The sequence below is a fragment of the Peribacillus sp. P4_C12 genome (genome assembly GCF_056402095.1).
On the sequence record NZ_JBFUIB010000387.1, the window covers coordinates 1 to 3632 of the forward strand.

A 3632-nucleotide genomic window follows, 5' to 3' on the forward strand; every position below is an offset into this window, starting at 1 on the left:
ATTGCGGAGGGGTAGCGAAGTGGCTAAACGCGGCGGACTGTAAATCCGCTCCTTCGGGTTCGGCAGTTCGAATCTGCCCCCCTCCACCATTTTATTTACAGGGGTATAGTTTAAAGGTAGAACAGAGGTCTCCAAAACCTCCAGTGTGGGTTCGAGTCCTACTACCCCTGCCAATTTTAATTTTATAATGGCGGTTGTGGCGAAGTGGTTAACGCACCTGATTGTGGTTCAGGCATTCGTGGGTTCGATTCCCATCAGTCGCCCCATTTTTTAATAAATAATGGTATAATAAATATAACGTTAATGGGCTATAGCCAAGCGGTAAGGCAACGGATTTTGATTCCGTCATGCGAAGGTTCGATCCCTTCTAGCCCAGCCATTCGCGAAAGTAGTTCAGTGGTAGAATACAACCTTGCCAAGGTTGGGGTCGCGGGTTCGAATCCCGTCTTTCGCTCCAAAAACGTTGGCGGCATAGCCAAGCGGTAAGGCAGAGGTCTGCAAAACCTTTACCACCGGTTCGATTCCGGTTGCCGCCTCCAACAAAAATGCCGGTGTGGCGGAATTGGCAGACGCGCACGACTCAAAATCGTGTTCCTCTGGAGTGCCGGTTCGACCCCGGCCACCGGTATTAAAAGAAGTCGCCTTAAATGCGGTGACGTCAGCGTTCTCTACTTCGGTAGGGAACGTTTTTTATTTGCGTAAATTTCACGATTTGACGTAAAATATCGTGCGCGATCAATCGTGTGCGTAGTATCGCTAACTAATCGGAATGAGGCGATATTTATGGCACGTCGTAATAATCAACTTAATCAACGCGAAATGAAAGTTATCCAATCCGAAGTAATCCACGATAGTTTCAACTTTGACGAACTCTTCATGCTATTCCTTCAAGACGGAAATCTGCGTAATTTGCGTCCTCATACATTAACCTATTACTCTAACGAATTAATGTCGTTTAGAAAGGCGTTAGAAACGCTAGAACTCGACACTACGCCGGCGAAGATAAAGCCGGATCATATTAATCAATTTATTATCTATTCGAAGGATGTTCTGGAGTTAAAGATTGTTTCGATTAATACACGGCTTAGGGCGATAAGAGCATTCTTTAATTTCGCTTATAAGCACGGTTATATCCCGAAGAATCCCTTTGCTAACATTCAACTACTTTAAAGACCGGCGTACTGTTATAGAAACGTTTACTCGCGAACAAATACATAAACTACTTAAATCTACAGATTTGAGGACTTTTACTGGCGTAAGGGATTATACGATAATGCTGCTGTTACTCGAAACAGGCGTCAGGGCATCGGAATTGATTGGTATAGAAACGGATGATATACGATGGGAAGACTCGATGATCCTTATTCGCAATACTAAGGGGCATCGTGAGCGATTAGTGCCGTTTCAATCCAAGGTGAGAGGATTGAGTAAAGAAGTTTGTTATAGGGTCTTAAAAGAGGTAGAAGCAAATCCTGATATAGATTACTTTGGAGCTTACTTTAGAACTTGCTTAGAAAACACCTTATATAAAAGCCAATTGAAGCATGGACAAATTGATCCTTATGAGATATTTGAAGAAAGATTAAAAGATTCCAATGTTCAATTGATTAACTGGTAAGATTATAGTCCCCAGAAGTCTCAGGATGCTCTGTATTGGTTTCCAATAAATTTTATATAGAATTATATAGGGAATAGTTATTGGCCAATACAGAGTGATTATTAATCCCATCTAATAAATTTAGATTTAGATGATTTTGAGGATTAATAACTTATGCTCAATTTTTTTATTATAAGATATAAATTTTATATCTATCTATCTATATGGTTACTTAATAGTTTAAGATTATTTGTTAATAGTTTATGTTAATATAATAATGGTTAGCTTATCCATAAAAGGATGTAACTGAAATGAGTGATAATTGAACTATGACTCGGAGGAACTTATAATGAATAAATTTAGGTGGTCAGTGGTTGCAATTATAGTTGTTGCAGCAGTTCTTGCAGTGGTAATAACATTACAACAAAATGCTGAAAAGTATGAAGCAACTCATAATGAACCAAATACAAATGAAATTACTGCCATGGATGTTACGAAAAATGAGGATGCGAAAGAAGATATGAAAGAACAAACTTCAGAAATTGGTGGAGTTCAAGATGAAACTGGTCTTAGCCAAAATTCAACTCAAGAAGAAGTTATGGATGTTATGCACCATTTGACTCATCAAAAAGTTATTGCGGAAGAGAAATGGGGAGCAGTTGAGATGAATTCCGAAAACATCAATGCAGTTTACGAGATTGTGAATGATAGCGATTTCATGCTTAAAGGTGATTTGTTAAATATCGTAACTGGTTGGAAAGAAGGAAACTTTGACAACGTTGCTCAAGATCATAACTACTTTTGGGAATATCAAAATGGAACTGTTGGGAGAGCTACAGGAACACTTAACTCAAATGAAGAAGCAAAATTTATCGAAAATAACTTTTAATAAAAAACGAGCCTATCGAGGCTTATTTTTTATTTTAAAATTTATATTTTATATTACTCATATACAGGTTAGTACCTATAAAGCGTGAATGAGGTCACACTATTCGGTTGTATTCGTAAGATTCATTTTCAAAGTGTTCACCGCTTGAATCTTTGTAAGTTATTGTTTTCCTATGTAGCTTCGAATGGACGGATATTCGGGAAATGATAGAATATCACCCTCCCGAACACTCGTATTTAGAAATTCAATAATAAGAATAAACAAAAATAAGACGCCGTCCTCGTGGGAAGCGTCTTTTTCTTTTGTTTGTTCTGCATTATTAAAAATATCAATTAAGTATAAGGGCAGCCCATATACCTCTTGGGTTTCTCCTATTATATTAAAAAATCAACATTAACATTTAACACAGCCATAAAAAAATCCCTTCCAAGTCGACTATTATGAACATCATACCTTGTCCACTTTTTTTACAGTCTACCTGAAGAGGATAACATCAAGTTGAAGTCATATATTACCTAGGACGGAAAAATATAACAGCATTTTCAGCCTGAGCGTTTACAAACCCATTCCTAACCATACATAATACAACATCACTTATAGGAGCACCTACCCRTAGGAACTCTCTACACGGGGATGCGCTTCCGATTATTTCAAATTTAGCAATATTCTCAAAATCATCTTCATCTCTGACTATAATGACTACATCTGGCCGTTTATTACTCATACAACCACCTCCTTTTGATGTCATAAATTAAATTATTCAGTTGTACATGAAGTTGTCGCGGCTTTTTTATTTATAAATTTCCAGGAAATATTTATCATTTTAGAGCAATGGGAGAGTCGCTAGACTCTTATCGAATAAACTACATCGCGAGGTTGCCACGGAGATCAATCGGGATGGTGTCTGAATTACCTTTTGAAAAGAAGTCCCATAAATGTTCGCAATGTCTTGGTTTGTCATTTTGTCTGATAGATGTAGTATAAGCTGCTCCCGTGTAGGTAACATAAGTAATCAACCTCCGCTATTGTTATATCGAAGGTTTTCAATATGTAAAGTTAACATATTGAAAATTTTATTGAATGGTTTTACCAATATGGATTTAAAATTGATAGTTACTCATATATTAATAGAGGATTGCATTGAAG

At 37.3% G+C, this 3632-nt stretch carries 4 protein-coding genes and 7 tRNA genes; 10 read left to right on the forward strand and 1 reads right to left on the reverse strand.

What is annotated here, in order from left to right; all coding sequences use genetic code 11:
- Window positions 1-5: 5 nt before the first annotated feature.
- The 10 genes from AC1DUW_RS23485 (at window position 6) to AC1DUW_RS23530 (ending at window position 2486) form a co-directional block, all read left to right on the forward strand.
- Window positions 6-89 (forward strand) — tRNA-Tyr (locus tag AC1DUW_RS23485).
- A gap of 10 nt (window positions 90-99) precedes the next feature.
- A tRNA-Trp gene (locus tag AC1DUW_RS23490) sits at window positions 100-173 on the forward strand.
- Between the two features lie 17 nt (window positions 174-190).
- Window positions 191-266, forward strand: a tRNA-His gene (locus AC1DUW_RS23495).
- A gap of 38 nt (window positions 267-304) precedes the next feature.
- Window positions 305-379, forward strand: a tRNA-Gln gene (locus AC1DUW_RS23500).
- Window positions 380-382: 3 nt separating this feature from the next.
- Window positions 383-457: transfer RNA gene (locus AC1DUW_RS23505), tRNA-Gly, on the forward strand.
- Window positions 458-465: 8 nt separating this feature from the next.
- Window positions 466-539, forward strand: a tRNA-Cys gene (locus AC1DUW_RS23510).
- An 8-nt stretch (window positions 540-547) separates the two neighbouring features.
- Window positions 548-628, forward strand: a tRNA-Leu gene (locus tag AC1DUW_RS23515).
- Window positions 629-783: 155 nt separating this feature from the next.
- A complete protein-coding gene (locus AC1DUW_RS23520) occupies window positions 784-1170 on the forward strand; it encodes a site-specific integrase (protein WP_053344509.1) in 387 nt (128 codons plus the stop codon).
- A complete protein-coding gene (locus AC1DUW_RS23525) occupies window positions 1148-1618 on the forward strand; it encodes a tyrosine-type recombinase/integrase (protein ID WP_477643585.1) in 471 nt (156 codons plus the stop codon). The genes AC1DUW_RS23520 and AC1DUW_RS23525 overlap by 23 nt, the downstream gene beginning before the upstream one ends.
- A 328-nt stretch (window positions 1619-1946) precedes the next feature.
- Window positions 1947-2486 carry a DUF6241 domain-containing protein gene (locus AC1DUW_RS23530; protein WP_053344511.1) on the forward strand — a complete coding sequence of 180 codons (540 nt, stop codon included), beginning with the start codon at window positions 1947-1949 and terminating at the stop codon, window positions 2484-2486.
- A 511-nt stretch (window positions 2487-2997) separates the two neighbouring features.
- On the opposite strand, the gene AC1DUW_RS23535 is transcribed toward AC1DUW_RS23530, so the two are convergent.
- Window positions 2998-3210: a hypothetical protein gene (locus tag AC1DUW_RS23535; RefSeq protein ID WP_477643586.1), complete on the reverse strand. Its 213-nt coding sequence runs from the start codon at window positions 3208-3210 to the stop codon at window positions 2998-3000.
- Window positions 3211-3632 lie beyond the last annotated feature (422 nt).

What these genes read in the sequence shown, in the direction of transcription:
- AC1DUW_RS23520 (WP_053344509.1), top strand. Translation starts at nt 784, where the DNA reads ATGGCACGTCGTAATAATCAACTTAATCAACGCGAAATGAAAGTTATC.
- AC1DUW_RS23530 (WP_053344511.1), top strand. Translation starts at nt 1,947, where the DNA reads ATGAATAAATTTAGGTGGTCAGTGGTTGCAATTATAGTTGTTGCAGCA.